At 67.0% G+C, this 14,254-nt stretch carries 13 protein-coding genes and 4 pseudogenes; 9 read left to right on the top strand and 8 right to left on the bottom strand.

Features of this window, described 5'->3' with window-relative positions; translation table 11 throughout:
• Positions 1-23 precede the first annotated feature (23 nt).
• Together AB0N89_RS02415 and AB0N89_RS02410 are read right to left on the bottom strand one after the other, a co-directional pair.
• Positions 24-461 carry a hypothetical protein gene (locus tag AB0N89_RS02415; RefSeq protein ID WP_364199356.1) on the bottom strand — a complete coding sequence of 146 codons (438 nt, stop codon included), beginning with the start codon at positions 459-461 and terminating at the stop codon, positions 24-26.
• 340 nt (positions 462-801) lie between these two features.
• On the bottom strand, positions 802-1,023 hold the full coding sequence (locus AB0N89_RS02410) for a helix-turn-helix domain-containing protein (protein WP_364199354.1): 222 nt from the start codon (positions 1,021-1,023) through the stop codon (positions 802-804).
• Positions 1,024-1,118: 95 nt separating this feature from the next.
• Between AB0N89_RS02410 and AB0N89_RS02405 the strand changes: the two genes are divergently transcribed.
• Complete coding sequence (locus AB0N89_RS02405; protein WP_364199353.1) at positions 1,119-1,784, top strand: HAD family hydrolase; 666 nt, start codon at positions 1,119-1,121, stop codon at positions 1,782-1,784.
• A 25-nt stretch (positions 1,785-1,809) separates the two neighbouring features.
• On the opposite strand, the pseudogene AB0N89_RS02400 reads toward AB0N89_RS02405, so the two are convergent.
• A pseudogene (locus tag AB0N89_RS02400) lies at positions 1,810-2,831 on the bottom strand (biotin carboxylase); the annotation flags it as partial.
• Between the two features lie 132 nt (positions 2,832-2,963).
• Here AB0N89_RS02400 and AB0N89_RS02395 point away from each other — a divergent pair.
• Entirely contained in the window at positions 2,964-3,374 is a 411-nt protein-coding gene (locus tag AB0N89_RS02395; RefSeq protein WP_364199351.1) for a DUF6292 family protein, read from the top strand.
• Positions 3,375-3,442: 68 nt separating this feature from the next.
• Here AB0N89_RS02395 and AB0N89_RS02390 read toward each other — a convergent pair.
• A pseudogene (locus AB0N89_RS02390) lies at positions 3,443-3,829 on the bottom strand (alcohol dehydrogenase catalytic domain-containing protein); the annotation flags it as partial.
• A gap of 249 nt (positions 3,830-4,078) precedes the next feature.
• Here AB0N89_RS02390 and AB0N89_RS02385 point away from each other — a divergent pair.
• The 6 genes and pseudogenes from AB0N89_RS02385 to AB0N89_RS02360 all read left to right on the top strand — a co-directional run bounded on the left by AB0N89_RS02385 (position 4,079) and on the right by AB0N89_RS02360 (position 8,006).
• A complete protein-coding gene (locus tag AB0N89_RS02385) occupies positions 4,079-4,234 on the top strand; it encodes a hypothetical protein (RefSeq protein WP_364199350.1) in 156 nt (51 codons plus the stop codon).
• A gap of 274 nt (positions 4,235-4,508) precedes the next feature.
• On the top strand, positions 4,509-5,612 hold the full coding sequence (locus tag AB0N89_RS02380; protein WP_364199348.1) for a glutamate--cysteine ligase: 1,104 nt from the start codon (positions 4,509-4,511) through the stop codon (positions 5,610-5,612).
• Between the two features lie 26 nt (positions 5,613-5,638).
• Complete coding sequence (locus AB0N89_RS02375) at positions 5,639-6,250, top strand: NAD(P)H-dependent oxidoreductase (RefSeq protein WP_364199346.1); 612 nt, start codon at positions 5,639-5,641, stop codon at positions 6,248-6,250.
• A gap of 74 nt (positions 6,251-6,324) precedes the next feature.
• Positions 6,325-6,609 (top strand): hypothetical protein, encoded by a 285-nt coding sequence (locus AB0N89_RS02370; RefSeq protein WP_364199344.1) that lies wholly within the window; start codon positions 6,325-6,327, stop codon positions 6,607-6,609.
• A gap of 153 nt (positions 6,610-6,762) precedes the next feature.
• Positions 6,763-7,379 (top strand): annotated as a pseudogene (locus AB0N89_RS02365) (DUF6766 family protein).
• A 63-nt stretch (positions 7,380-7,442) separates the two neighbouring features.
• Positions 7,443-8,006 carry a hemerythrin domain-containing protein gene (locus AB0N89_RS02360; RefSeq protein WP_364199342.1) on the top strand — a complete coding sequence of 188 codons (564 nt, stop codon included), beginning with the start codon at positions 7,443-7,445 and terminating at the stop codon, positions 8,004-8,006.
• Positions 8,007-8,065: 59 nt separating this feature from the next.
• Here AB0N89_RS02360 and AB0N89_RS02355 read toward each other — a convergent pair whose 3' ends face one another.
• Together AB0N89_RS02355 and AB0N89_RS02350 are read right to left on the bottom strand one after the other, a co-directional pair.
• A complete protein-coding gene (locus AB0N89_RS02355) occupies positions 8,066-8,737 on the bottom strand; it encodes a PhoU domain-containing protein (protein WP_364199341.1) in 672 nt (223 codons plus the stop codon).
• A gap of 72 nt (positions 8,738-8,809) precedes the next feature.
• A pseudogene (locus AB0N89_RS02350) lies at positions 8,810-9,867 on the bottom strand (FUSC family protein).
• A gap of 123 nt (positions 9,868-9,990) precedes the next feature.
• Between AB0N89_RS02350 and AB0N89_RS02345 the strand changes: the two are divergent.
• Positions 9,991-12,096 carry a catalase gene (locus AB0N89_RS02345; RefSeq protein ID WP_364199340.1) on the top strand — a complete coding sequence of 702 codons (2,106 nt, stop codon included), beginning with the start codon at positions 9,991-9,993 and terminating at the stop codon, positions 12,094-12,096.
• Here AB0N89_RS02345 and AB0N89_RS02340 read toward each other — a convergent pair.
• Positions 12,035-13,828, bottom strand: a complete 1,794-nt coding sequence (locus AB0N89_RS02340) for a hypothetical protein (protein ID WP_364199339.1) — start codon at positions 13,826-13,828, stop codon at positions 12,035-12,037. The two genes, AB0N89_RS02345 and AB0N89_RS02340, sit on opposite strands and share 62 nt — an antisense overlap.
• On the bottom strand, positions 13,828-14,052 hold the full coding sequence (locus AB0N89_RS02335; RefSeq protein WP_364199337.1) for a hypothetical protein: 225 nt from the start codon (positions 14,050-14,052) through the stop codon (positions 13,828-13,830). Before AB0N89_RS02335 ends, AB0N89_RS02340 begins: the two co-directional genes overlap by 1 nt.
• Between the last annotated feature and the right edge of the window lie 202 nt (positions 14,053-14,254).

Here is a 14,254-nt window from a genome sequence, read left to right as displayed (position 1 = left end):
GCGATCCGGCCAAAAGCTTCAGGTCAAGCCCGCTTGCGGCGCGCGATCTCGTCAGAAAGCTGCTGCACCCTGGCGGGGTCCGCGTCCCGGGCAAGGGCGACGTAATGGTCCATGACGGCCGGCCGGAAGCGCACGGGGAACGTCTGTCCTGGAGCGAGCCGGGTGAGCTCGGTGATCGTGAGGTCCTCGTCCGCGATACCGCGGAACGAAATACCGCCGGCGGTCTCCACGTCGAACATCAAGACCACACGCGGATTGCTGTTGACTTCCCGCCAGCCGACGAGAACGCCGAGCGCAAGCGCCCCCGTACGCAGTTCCGCGGTGCGCCTGCGCGCATCACTGCTCAGCAGCGGGTTCGGGGCGACGCCCGGGAAGTCGGGCCCGACACCGAGCGCTTCCCGACTCAAGTCGGGCCTGAGCTGCGCCATCAGGTCGTTGACCTTCTTCTTCGAACCGAACATCCTGCGCCCTTCCCCACGACGGTGTCACGGCCATTCCCGACCACCGTCGCATCGTCCCATCCCGACACCCCAAAAGATATCGACCTCCTCAGCGGCTGGAGCCTGGCCCGCGACCAGCTATCGGTTTACTAAAGCGGGCTACGCGCTGTCATACCGCATACCGGTCGTTCACAAGCGCGGCGTCCCCACGAACCATGTAATACCCGTTCCCACTTCTGCGCTGGTGTCGCTGACCACGCTATCTGTCACTATGGCGGCTTGAAGGTTCCGCGGTCGACGATGTGCCCGAGTTGGACTCGGTGGGGGCGCCCTCGATGTCGTGCGGGCTTGACGCCTCGGGCTATCGGTTGTGCAGGGTGTGTGAGGGCAATTCGCCGAAGGTTTCCCGGTAGCGGGCGGCGAACACGCTCGCGCGGCCGTATCCCCAGTGGGCGGCGATCCGGGTGATGGTGTCCTGGCCGGGCGTGGCGGCCCGCAGGTCGGTGTGGGCGTAGTCGAGCCGGACGCGCCGGAGGTAGGCCATGGGGGTGGTGCCGAGGTGGCGGCGGAAGGCCAGCTGCACCGTGCGGAGTGACGTACGCGGCGGCGGCGATGTCGGCCACGGTGATGTCGCGGTCGCCGTGGTTAGAGCACCACGGCCGCGGGTAATCACCTTCTGTGACCGACTCCCCTATCGCCGTCCTCGACATCGACGGGACGCTCATCGACTCCAATTACCAGCACGCACTCGCCTGGTACCGCGCACTGCGCCGAGTCGGCGAGATCTATCCGGTGTGGCGGCTGCACCGGCTGATCGGCATGGGCGGGGACCAGTTGCTCACCGCTCTCGGCGGGGAAGACCTCGAACGACGGGTCGGCGACCGCGCGCGGGAACTACAAGGCGAGGAAACCGACGCGCTGCTCGAGGAAATGTCGCTGCTGCCCGGCGCCCGCGACCTGCTGCTCGCGATCAAGGAACGCGGCCACCCGCTCGTCCTGGCCAGCTCCGGACAGCAACGCCACGTCGACGTCTACCTGGACAAACTCGACGCCCGCGATATCGCCGACGACTGGACCACCAGCGCCGACGTCGACGCCTCCAAACCCGCACCCGACCTGCTCCACACCGCCCTGCGGAAAATCGGCGCACCACCCGACGCCCCTGCCGTCATGATCGGCGACTCCGTCTGGGACGTCGAGGCCGCGCGCAAAGCCGGGATGCCGGCGATCGTCGTCCGCTCCGGAGGCTTCGGAGACGACGAACTCCTCGAAGCCGGCGCCGTCGCCCTCTACGACACACCCGCCGACCTCACGACAGCCTTGGACCAGACGCCGCTCGCGTGAAAAGGTTAAGTGCCCTGGTCAGGTGTCACAGCGCGGCGAACTCGAACCGCAGGCCTTCGACGCACCGGTCGTACTTCTCCTCCAGCTCGCGCACACTCTGCGCCGCGATGAGGATCTGAGCCAGCTCGTAGCTGTAACTGTCCTGCGGGGCAAGTCCGACAGACGCTCGCCCGCCTTCGGGACGACGTCGATCACCGTTCCGGCGAGTTCACGCTCCAACGCGGCGATCTCGGGCTCGGTCGGCACACGGACGACGACCGTGTCACCGGAGAAACTGCGCAGGTAACAGCGCCCGGCGATCCGGTAGTCACCGTTGCCGCCACGGGGTTCGGGACGCTCGCCGAGCCCCAGCCGGACCATCAGGTCGTGGCTGGCCACGCCGTCGACGAACTCGAACAACTCCGCATGTGCCTGCGAGTGCCTCGGGTTGATCTCCAGCAGACCCAGCTTGCCCGATTCGGGGTCGTAGAAGAACTCGATACTGAGCGTGGCGTTGTCGAAACCGATCCGCGTCATCACCCGCTCGACGACATCTTCGGGCAGCTGCGAGGGATACTGGTGTCTCAGAAACGACGAGTGGCCCGGATAGTCGACCGAGTCCAGCGCCGCGTAAACCACCACCTGTCCTTTATAGGCATATCCTTCGACCGCCGCCTGGACACCACGCAGCTCTTCCTCGGCGAGACAGGCCGCGCCGCCGACCTCGGCGATCTCCGGAGGCAGGTCGACCTTGCCCAGCACGTGGTCGAACGGATCCCCCACCCGGCCGATGCCTTCGCGAAGCTCGGCCACCGCGGCGGCCAGATCGTGCTCGTCGGCGACGTGAAAGGCCAGTTCGGACGAAAACGACTTCACCGGCTTCAGCCACATCGGGAATCCCACGCCCTCCGGTGCGGCAGGCCAGCCGGCTTCGAGGTCGACGATGCCGAAGTCCGGGATTTCGTCGGCCACCTCGCGCTGCACTATCCAGCTCCAATACTTGTGCTCGCACTTGAGGACAGCCTCCAGCGGGACGTGCGGCAGACCATACCGTTCGGCGAGCAACGGCCCGGCAGCGCGACAAAAATCGGGGTTTGAACCGGCCTGGCCCGGGTCATTCTGCGCTCGGACGGGTGATTCCCGTTGCCGCGTCGAGCAGTCGGCGCCGCGTCGCGACGAGACGAACAAGGGACGAACGGCATGGAATCCGAGTTCGGTGAAGTGGCCCTCCGGGGATTGCACCGGTACGTACGGCTCGTGATCGAGGAACTGAGGCTGAGCGGGAACGCCTACTACGCTCAGCTCGATCCGACGGCGGGGGCCTACATCGCCCTGGACCGGCGGCTCCCCGGCCACCCTGGCTGTGACGTCGCCTTGGTGTGGAACGAACGCACAGGTTGGGCCCTCGCTCTCGAAACCGACAGCCGGGAGGACCTGGTCGTGGTCGAACGCCTCGGCGCCGAGGTCCTCCCTTCGCCACGGGTGGTGGCCGCGTACACGCGAGACGCCTACGCGGGGGAACCCAAGGGAGACAAGGACGATTCCCCGTTCCCGGTTTGCTCCGACCTCGCCGGCCGTCTGGCCGGATACGCCGCCGCCCTTCCGGCCTAGGCCAGTTCCCGGACCGCCTCCACCAGCAGCGGATACACCGGAACGCGCGGATGGAGGTCGAACAACCGCTGGCCACCGGTGTAAGGGCCCATGTTCGCGTAGCCGTACGCGGCGCCATCCATCCCCTCGATCGGATTGGCCCGCAGGCAGAACGACGTCCAGCCGCGCTCGCAGTTGCGACAGGATCCGCACGCGATATTGAACGGGACGGACACCCGATCGCCTTCCTTGACCCGGGTGACCCCAGGTCCCACCGCCACCACCACGCCCATGTTCTCGTGACCGAGGATCTTTCCCTCTTCGACGTTCGTGCGCCCTTCGTACATGTGCAGGTCCGAACCGCAGATGTTCGTCGTCGTGATCTTGACGATGGCATCGGTCGCCTCTTCGATCTTCGGCTCGGGAACGTCACGCACCTCGACACTGCGCGGCCCCTGGTACACCACTGCCTTTATAATCGGCTCCTTCGCTCAAGTCGATGACATCAATCGGCTACCCGGTGATCAGCGCCCTACACTTCTTCAGTACGGAACGGCAACCACCATTCTGTCGAGCAGCTGAGGTGAGGGGATGACGGACCGGTGTGATGGGCGTCGCGGTCTCCCCTTCGGTCCACGGGTTTGGCGTGCCGCCGCCACGGGCACAAGAAGCGAGTCCCCACCGCAGCAGCAGGTTTTCCTGCCGCGCAAGAAAAGAGAACAACCATGATCGTGCTCGGAGTCATCATCCTCGTGATCGGCCTGATCGTCGGCATTCCCGTGCTGACCACCATCGGCGCCGTTCTCGCTGTCGCGGGTGTCGTTCTGGCGATCCTCGGCGGCACAGGCCGCAAGGTCGGCGGTCGCGCCCACTGGTTCTGATTTCTCCTCGTCCTGCGATGGCCCCGGTCCATGGTTCCCTCGGACCGGGGCCACGTTCGACCGGTCGGCTGACCGCGTGGGTCACGAAGACGCGAGTTCTCCGAGCACCCGCTGCGAAGCGCGTAGCTCGATGGCCATCACCAGGCTGTTCGCTTGGGCCTGGGCGAGCGCGTGACCGACGGCAACGACCTTGGGCCTCATGGCCCTTGAATGCCCCCGCCCGCGACCTGCGAAAGCGAAGTTTGTGCCCGGTGAGCCACGGGTATCAGCGGTTGTGACCGACGACGTGCTCACTTTCGGGGTCGAGGAAGAGTTCTTCGTGGTGGACCGGGACGGCCATCTTTCCCCGGCGGGTGACGCCGTCGTGGACGCCGCGGACGAGAAGGAAGGCGAACTCCAGCAGGAGCTCACCCGGTCCCAGGCCGAATCCGCCACCGACATCTGCACGACCCGCGACGAAGCCGAGCGTCAGCTGACGACGCTGCGGGCCGAACTGGCGCGGACCGCCGCCCGCCGAGACTGCCGCCTGTTGCCCAGCGGCTGCGCACCACTGGCGGAGACGGCTCTGCCGACCATCACGCCGAATCCGCGCTATGAGCGGATGTCCGAGCATTTCGGGGCGACCGCGCGGACGTCGCACACCTGCGGCTGTCACGTCCACATCGCCATCCCGGACCGGGGAACCGGGATCCGGGTGATCAACCACATCCGGCCCTTCCTGCCCGCACTGCTGATCGTGACCGCCAACTCCGCTATCTGCGACGGATACGACACCGGGTACGCGAGCTGGCGATACCAGCAGTGGAACCGCTGGCCTTCGGCCGGTTCGCCGCCGCGGTTCGACTCGCTGGACCACTACGAGAGCATCGTCGACGCCTGGCTCCGCGCGGGCGCCATCCTCGATCGCGCGATGGTTTATTGGGACGTAAGGCTTTCCGAGAAGCAACCGACCGTGGAGTTCCGGTTCGCCGACGTCGCGGCCACTCCCGGCGAAGCGGTTCTGCTCGCGATGCTGATCCGCGGCCTGGCCGGCACGATCCTCGCTTCGGAGAGGCATCCCGCGGACCTGTCCAACGAGGTCTTGCGGGCACAGATCTGGCGTGCGTCGCGTGAAGGGCTTTCCGGTCGCTGCCCGCATTTCCGGACCGGCGACCTCGCCCCGGCCAACGACGTACTCGACGACGTCGTCGCCTTCGCCGCCGATGCTCTCGAAGAGACCGGTGACCTGGAGTTCGTCCGCGACGGCTGCGCCCGGTTGAGCACCGACGGCAGCGGCGCCGACCGTCAACGGGCACGATTCGAGAAACGGCGACGCGCGGAGGACGTCGTGGACCTGCTGGCCGAGCGGCCGGGTTTCCGGGGATCTTCGTCCGGGTAGCCCGCGGGCATGGACAGGAGGACACGATGACCCAGCCCTTGAAGGCCCTCGCACTGGTTTGCTCGCTGAAACCGTCACCCGCGCCGTCCAGCAGCGAGCTGATCGCCCGGCAACTGCTCGACAAGCTGGCCGAACACGGCGCCACCGGCGAACTCGTGCGCGTGGTCGACCACGACGTCAAGCCGGGTGTGGAAGCGGACATGGGCGAAGGCGACGCCTGGCCCGAAATCCGTCGCAAGATCCAAGCCGCCGACATCCTGCTGATCTCTACGCCGACCTGGGTCGGCCACATGTCCAGTGTGGCCCAGCGTGTCCTGGAACGGCTCGACGCCGAACTGTCCGAAACGGACGATGAGGGCAGGCCCACGACGTTCGGCAAGGTCGGTGTCACCGCCGTCGTCGGCAACGAGGACGGCGCGCACAAGATCACCGCCGATCTGTTCCAGGCCCTCAACGACACCGGTTTCACGGTGCCCGCGCAGGGCGGGACCTACTGGAACGGCGAGGCGATGAAGGGCGGCGACTACAACGACCTCGAAGAAACGCCCGAAGCGGTCGAGTCGACCAACTCGACGTTGGCGGCCAACGCCGTCCACCTGGCGAACCTTCTCCGGGACAACCAGTACCCCGCGTCATGATCGACCGCTAGGTGCAGGCGACCGGATGGCGGGGTATCCCCCCGCCATGATCGGCAGAACCCTGGCTTCAGCGCATGCCTGCTGCTCGCCGGGTGCACGGGAGCGAGCGGGCGTGCGCCCTGCTGGCGCCCCGGTCACGGCAGTCCTGGACGCCGGAAAGCTGCGAACATGGTCTCGCCACCGCGAAAATTCCGGTCGGAGCGCCCGAGACGGTTTCCGTCTGGAGCGAAGAAGCCCAGGTGAAGACCGCGCGCGACACCCTCTTCCTGCACGAGTCCGCCACCGGCTGGCTGATCACCGGCGCGGGGTGCCACCACCGCAACGAGCAAGTCTACGACTGCGCGGTGGGTGGCCCATGAAAGCGCGTCCGGTGTTCACCGTCTACCTCGTCTTCGTCGTGGCCGTACTCGGTTACTGCGTCATGCTGGGTCTGCTGCACCGGTGAAGGGTCGGATCAGCGACGCTTTCTTCGTGACAACGCGCTTTCGCTGGTTTTCGGACTGCTGTTCCTGGTGAGTCTCGCGGGACAGACACTGTCCGGTCTGGCCGACTACAACGATGGGCGGCTCAGTCACGCCGCCGAACCCGTCGGTCTGCTCGACTACGTGACCTCCGCGGCTTTCGCCGTCGACGTCGCCGAAAACTGGCAATCGGAATACCTCCAGTTCTTCCTGTACGTGTTCGCCACCGTGTGGCTGCTGCAACGGGGCTCCCCCGAATCCAACCCCTCGGCCGGGCCGGCCTGGAAACGGACGAGGACCAGCAGGTCGGGCGGCACGCGACGGTCGATTCGCCGAACTGGGCGCGGGCGGACGGCTGGCGGCGGGGAGTCTTCTCGATGTCACTCGGACTGGTGATGCTGGGACTCTTCCTGTTGTCCTGGCTCGCCCAATCGATCGCCGGGATGAGCACCTACAACGCCGAGCAGATCGTCGAATTCGGTGATCCGGTGTCGTGGTTCGGCTACCTGGCGTCCTCGGACTTTTGGAACCGCGCACTCCAGAACTGGCAGTCGGAATTCCTCGCCATCGGTTCGATGGCGGTGTTCAGCTTGTACCTGCGCCAACGTGGCTCCCCCGAATCGAAACCCGTCGGCGCGCCGCATCGGGCCACCGACGAATCCGGGTGATTGAACAGCCGGATGCGGGTACTCGGTGGAGGTCGGACTGACGACCACGGACAGGAGTTGTCCATGACCACCACCACGAACCACGACCTCGTCTCGGTGATCACCGAGGATCACCGCGCCTTCGAACGGATCTTCAAGGAACTCGAGTCCGGCAAGGGCGGTGATCAGCACCGCAAGGACCTCGCGGACCACGTGATCGCCGAACTCGTCCGGCATTCGGTCGCGGAGGAACAGCACATGTATCCCGCCGCGCGAAAGCACATCCCGGACGGGGACGACGTCGTCGGGCACGAACTCGAAGAGCACGCCGAAGCCGAACGAGTGATGAGCGAGCTCATCGGCCTGGAACCCAAGGACAAACGGTTCGACGAACTCGTCTCCAAGCTGATCGAGGACGTCCGGCACCACATCGAAGAGGAAGAGAGCGACCTGCTCCCGAAGCTCCAGGCAGCCTGTTCTCCGGAAGATCTGCGGGAGCTGGGTGAGAAGGTGTTGCGGGCCAAGGAGATCGCGCCGACCCGGCCGCATCCCGCCGCTCCTGACCAGCCGCCCGCCAACCGGATCCTGGGGCCGGGGACGGCTTTCATCGACAAGATCCGGGACGCGCTGGAAGGCCGCACCACCTGATTTCCCGTGAAGGCCCCTTCTCTCGGCTCAGCCGAGAGAAGGGGCCTTCACACTAGCGCTCAAAGCTCGGCGGGAGCGTCCCGGACGGAGGATTCCGGCAGTTCCCCGGTGAGCGTGAAATCCACCCGGCGGGCCACCGAGACGGCTTGGTCGGCGAAGCGTTCGTAGAACCGTGCCAGCAGGGCCACCGAAATCGCGGGCGCGACGCCGTCTGTCCACTCCGGACCTGTGACCAGCGTCATCAGCTCCTCGTACAGCGCGTCGACGCGCTCATCGGTCCGGGCCAGCGAGTGGAACACCTCGGCCGTCGGCCCTTCGACGGCCGCGCCGAGGTCTTCCGCCATCAAGCTCACCAGACCGGCCATCTCGCCGAAACGGCCGGCGAGATGGCCGGGGACGGCGAACTCGGGCTCCCGCGCCGCCTGCTCGGCGATGTGCTGGGCCAGGTCGCCCATCCGCTCCAGCCGGTCGGCGCAGAACACCGCCGCGAGCACGGCCCGCAGGTCACCGGCGACGGGAGCTTGCAGGGCGAGCAGCTTCTGCGCGGTTTCTTCGCATTCGGTCCGCGCCGCGTTCAGCTTCGCCTCGACCGTCGCCAGTTCGGCGACCGCCTCGGTGTCCCGGTCGAGAAACACCCGGTTGGCCAGGCGGAGCTCCTCGCGCGCCATGCCGCACATGGTCGTCAAGAGGTCGCCGAGGACGCTCAGTTCACCGTGGAATCGTTCCCTCATGTCAGCACCTTCGCGGCACCGAGCCGCTTGTCGTCATTGATCACCAGTGTGGTTACCCGCCGCCGCGCCGGCTTAATCGGCGTGGATCCGCTGCACGAGACGGCGGGCGGGCAGCGCCATCGCCCCCAGGCCGATCGACGTCGTGACCTCGGTCGTGGGCGTGACGAGCAGGTGGTCGACCTCCTCGACCAGCTTGCAGCATCGATCGAGCCGGTCCGGATCACCCGAACGAGCTACCTCGGCGAGCGCTTCGAGCAGGTCGCCGACCACCCCGCGCGCGTACTCGCCAGGGTGCCGGAACGGCTGCTCGCTCCGGGCCGCCTCGCTCACCGCGTCGATCAGCTGGGCGAGCGGCGGCCACAGGGAGACGAGGTTCGCCAGCGGCTCCTCCCTGGCCTCACGCCGTCCGCGGAGGTTCAGGTACCGGCCTTCCTGGGTCCAGCCGATGGCGTCCTCCGCCTCGGCGACCAGGCTGCGGACGTCGAGCATCCGGTCGTGCAGGAGATCGGCCGCTTCGGGCGGCTCGCCACCGCGGACCAGTGCCGCGGTCTCGTCGAGGACGCCGGCGATCGCCGAGGCCAGGCGGGACGTCGCCGCGCGCAGGCGTTCCCCGTGCAGCGGCGGCAGGATCACCGCGTTCAGCACCGCGCCGATCGCCGCCCCCAAGGCGGTCTCCAGCAGCCTGTCCGCGAGCAGGACGGGCTCGGTCGCACTGCCGTAGGAGATCAGCAGCATGCCGGTGACCCCGACCCACACACCCGAGTCGCCGAACCCCCGCCACGAGCCGATCAGCAGGCCGCTGAAGACGACCAGCCCGAGCGCGACCGTCACCGACGGGACGAAGTGACCTGCTCCCGCCGCGAGCAGTACTCCCACGCGACCGCACCGACCTGCTGCGCCCAGCCGCGCAGCGACCGGTAGACGGTGGCCTGTACGAGGAACACAGCCGCGTACGGCGCCAGGAACGGTTGTGGCAGATCGAGAACAGCGGTCGCGACGACCCACGCGATCACCGCCGCGGCCGCCGCCTTCGCGGTCTGGACGAGACTCCGGCGTTCCTCCCCGGGAACGCGGAACACCCTGGCGACCCACCCGAACGGCGCCGTCCAGCGGTTCCGGACGTCACCCATCGCACCTCCCTCGTGATCTCGGAAGGCGGTTACCCGGAGTCCCCGTCCCGCACACGTATCCGTTTACCGGCGGCGAGCGGGGGTAGCCGCGAGGGAACCCACGATCGTGAAGGGACGGGACCTGTGGCACAGCATCGAGAAGACGCGAAGGACGACCAACTGCGAGGAAACCGGGTGGATCCGGACGGCACCGCGTTGACGACACAACAGGGCGTCCGGGTCGATCACACCGACGACTCGCTGACGGTGGGGGCCCGGGGCCCGACCCTGCTCGAAGACTTCCACGCGCGCGAGAAGATCACGCATTTCGACCACGAGCGCATCCCCGAACGTGTCGTGCACGCGCGCGGCGCGGGTGCCTACGGCTTCTTCGAGGCCTACGACGACACGCTCGCGGACCTCACCGTCGCCGAGTTCCTCACCAGCGGCGAGAAGATCCCCGTGTTCGTGCGGTTCTCCACCGTCGCCGGGTCACGGGGCTCGGCCGACACCGTCCGCGACGTCCGCGGCTTCGCGACCAAGTTCTACACCCGTCAGGGAAACTACGACCTGGTCGGGAACAACATGCCGGTGTTCTTCATCCAGGACGGCATCAAGTTCCCCGACTTCGTGCACGCGGTCAAACCCGAGCCGCACAACGAGATCCCGCAGGCCCAGTCGGCCCACGACACGTTCTGGGACTTCGTCTCACTGCAACCGGAGAGCCTGCACATGGTGCTCTGGCTGATGTCCGATCGGGCGTTGCCGCGCAGCTACCGGATGATGCAGGGCTTCGGCGTCCACACCTTCCGGCTCGTCGACGCCGAGGGCAAGGGCACCTTCGTGAAGTTCCACTGGAAGCCGGTCCTCGGCACGCATTCCCTGGTGTGGGACGAATGCCAGAAGATCGCGGGCAAGGATCCCGACTTCAACCGGCGCGACCTGTGGGACGCGATCGAGGCCGGGCAGTATCCGGAGTGGGAACTGGGTGTCCAGCTGGTCGACGAGGACGCCGAGCACGACTTCGACTTCGACCTGCTCGACGCCACCAAGATCATCCCCGAAGAACAGGTGCCCGTACGGCCGGTCGGACGGATGGTTCTCGACCGCAACCCGGACGACTTCTTCGCCGAGACCGAGCAAATCGCCTTCCACACCGCGAACATCGTCCCCGGCATCGACTTCACCAACGATCCGCTGTTGCAGGCACGGAACTTCTCGTACCTCGACACCCAGCTGATCCGGCTCGGCGGTCCCAACTTCTCCCAGCTCCCGGTGAACCGGCCGATCGCACCGGTGCACACGAACCAGCGCGACGGGCACGGACAGCACCGGGTCCACAAGGGACGGACGAGCTACTTCCCGAACTCGCTCGGCGGCGGCTGCCCGGCGATCGCCGATTCGGACGTCTTCCGGCACTACACCGAAGCCGTTTCGGGCCACAAGATCCGGGAACGCAGCGAGAGTTTCAAGGACTTCCACAGCCAGGCGACACTGTTCTGGAACAGCATGTCCACGGTCGAACGCGAGCACATCGTCGCCGCGTTCCGGTTCGAACTCGGCAAGGTCGGGGACCGGGAGGTCCGGGCCAGGACGGTCACCGAACTCAACAACGTCGACCACGACCTGGCGGCCAGGGTGGCCGAGGGAATCGGGGTGAGCGTGCCCGCCGCGCCGGCCACCCCGCACCACGACCGCACCTCCCCCGCGCTTTCCCAGCTCAATCAGCCCTCCGGTGCGGCGACCACCCGGAAGGTAGCCGTACTCGCCGCCGACGGCGTGGACACGATCGGCGTCGGCCGCGTCGTCGAGGCACTGACCGAGCAAGGCGCGATCGCCGAAGTCCTGTCCCCCACCGAGGCCGAACTCAGGCCCGGTGGCGAGGGCGATCCGCTGCGGCCCGACCGGCAGCTCAACACCATGGCCTCGGTGCTCTACGACGCCGTCGTCGTACCGTGCGGCCCGGCTTCCATCTCCGTCCTCGAACGCGACGGCTACGCGGTGCACTTCGTCGCCGAGGCCTACAAGCACGGGAAGCCGGTGGCCGCGTTCGGCTCCGGTCTGGATCTGCTGCGCCGGGCCGGGGTGACCTCGAAGCTGGCCGACGACAGGGAAACGCTGATCGACCAGGGCGTGGTGACCACCACCGCGGCCGAATCGAGCCTCCCCGACGGCTTCTTCGCCTCGTTCATCGCGCAGTTGGGCGAACATCGCTCCTGGCTGCGCAAGACCGACGCGATCCCCGCTTGACGGGTGTTCCCGGCTGAGGCGAGCCGTCGCCCACGGCTTCCGCCGCGGACTCGGGACCTGACCAGCCACATCGACCAGGCGGGCCTTCAGGCACAACCTGGCCTCGCCGCCACACCGAGGTGTCGTGGACGTCGGCTCCGGGCAATCGGCGTTCCCAGTGGAGGACGTTGGACTGGATCCGGCCCGACGGTGTGTTCACGTATTCGAAGACGTTGGTGTCGGGCACGTCGTAGCGGACGTCGTCGCACGTGGCCGAACCGTTCGCGTCCGCCGTGGCCACGCACGGTTCGCTGAAGACGAGCCCGTTGGCGTAGGGGTAGATCTGGTAGGTGGTCCCTGGCTGGAAGCCGGTCAACCGGGCGTTGATCCACGAGCAATCCGGCTTCTCGCATTTCGCACTGCCGGTATCGGCGCCGCGGCTGATGGTGATCTGCGGTGACGCCGGGATCGCCAGCTTCTTCACCGCGGGAGCTCCCGTGAGTCGTTGCCCGGTGACGGTCTTGGTGATGGCCCAGACAGTGAAGGTGATGTTCGAACCGCCGGGCACGCCCGTGTAGGTCGTGTCCGTGGTCGTCACGGACCTCTCGCCGAGTCCGGTGCCGCTGACCTGGTAGGACACGAACTGACCGCCCGCCAGGTCTGGCGCGGTCCAGCTCACCGTGACCTGCCCACCGGAATTGACCGCGTCGAGGTCTCCGGGCGCGGCGGCCGCGGCGGCGCGGACGGACGTCGAGGGCTTGCTTGTCGGTGATCCGGCCGTCGGCGGCGCGGAGCTGACCGGCGCCGGCGCTCCCGTCGTCGCCGGGACCGCTGACGACGGGATCGCGTTCTGCGTGTTCTTGTCTTTCCGTTCCGGCGTGAGGGCGTACCAGGCCACGGCCACCGACACGACGAGCACGCTGATGCCGACGCCCCAGGCGCGACGGCGTCGGCGAGGGTGGTGAGGCGGCGGTTCGAGAACAGGTTCGGGCGTCGGTTCCGGCGCGAGTCCGGCGGCCTTGCCGAAAGCGGCGTTACGGGAGAACGGATACCGCAGAATGGTGTCGGTTCCGCCTTGACTCGGCTGGGGAAGTTCGGCTGCCAAGGCTCGCTGCAGCAGTTGTGGATAGATGTCGTGGAAGGTCAGGGTCTTCAGGTCCCCGGGCAGTCCTTTGCGCACCGCCCCGACGAATGCCTCGGTGAACAGGGTGCCTTGCTCGCTGTCCGCGGGCGGTGTCCGCGTCTGTCTGTCCGCGGCCGCGAGTGTGTACGCGCCCCAGATTTCGGTCCAGCCGGCGAGCAGTGTGTCGTCCGCACTCAGCTTCGCGATCACCTTATCGGAGTAGCAGCAGTCGAAGATGACGATCTTGGACTTCGCCGGGCTGTCGACCACCACTGACCGGAAATGGCGGAACTTCAGGTGGGTCAGATCCGGGCACGCGATCTCGGTTTCGCCGACGACGAGGCAGAGTTCCCCCGTATCTGCCAGCGCGCCGTGTCCGACGAAGTAGATCAGCAGCGTTCCCGTGGTCTGCTCGGCGAGCTCGCCCAGGCGCTGGGCGAGCTCGCTCGCAGTGAGTGGATTCCCGATGACCGTGACGCGATCTTCCGGCCAGCCGCACAGGTCCGGGTCGGTCAGGAGCGCCCGCATCTCCTGGAGGCTCCGCGCGGCCGAAAGAACTTCAGGGACATTCTCGTCCTCGCAGTGGGAAACGCCGATGAGTACGGCACTGGATCCGGTGTAGTCGATCATCAGGCGGCGCCATCGATCCCGTCGGGGATTCTTTTCACGAGTGCGTCGATGTCCTTGATCCGACTGGCGTCGATCTCGATGCCGACGCCGCCCGAGTCGGCGCCGGCGGAAATCGTTTCGAACGCGCCACCCGGTTCTCCTTCGGCGACAGCGGCTCGGACCTGCTGCAGGGCGACAAGGTCGTCGTCCGTATTCGCCGAACGCACACTCAGCTGGACAATCATGGCACCCTTTCGGTTTCGTCCCCCTGCCCGACCAGATCGGCCAGTCTGCCAGAAACGATTTCCCGCCTGGCAGGAGACCGCTACCACGCAACTTCGAGTGAATTCCGGATTCCCACTACCGAACTACCCGGGCGCGAAATTCGTACCCAAAGTCGAATAGCGGACCCGACCGAGTGATTTTTCCGATCTCGTGTAACGCCAC

Source organism: Amycolatopsis sp. NPDC089917 (assembly GCF_040684635.1).
In the GTDB taxonomy this organism is placed as follows: domain Bacteria; phylum Actinomycetota; class Actinomycetes; order Mycobacteriales; family Pseudonocardiaceae; genus Amycolatopsis.
This window is presented reverse-complemented; position numbering and strand designations above follow the sequence as displayed.